Annotated in this window: 1 pseudogene; it reads right to left on the bottom strand. The window is 67.3% G+C overall.

Annotated elements, in window-relative coordinates:
* A pseudogene (groEL, locus tag ACSC1Q_RS43325) lies at window positions 1–223 on the bottom strand (chaperonin GroEL); the annotation flags it as partial.

The raw sequence follows: 223 nt of genomic DNA, 5'->3' as shown, positions 1-223 counted from the left end.
CCGCAGGACGGCCTTCAGCTTGTTGACGACCAGGGTGGCCAGGGCCTCGCCCTCGACGTCCTCGGCGATGACCAGCAGCGGCCTGCCCGCCTGCACGACCCTGTCGAGCAGGGGCACCACCTCCCTGTTGGTGGAGACCTTGCCGCTCACGACCAGGACGTACGGATCGTCGAGGACCGTTTCGAGCCGGTCGGAGTCGGTGATGAAGTGCGGGGCGATGTAT

This window comes from Streptosporangium heterodermiicola (assembly GCF_051390675.1).
Lineage (GTDB): Bacteria > Actinomycetota > Actinomycetes > Streptosporangiales > Streptosporangiaceae > Streptosporangium.
Note: the sequence above shows the minus strand (reverse complement) of the source record. Positions and strands in the feature narration are given on the sequence as shown.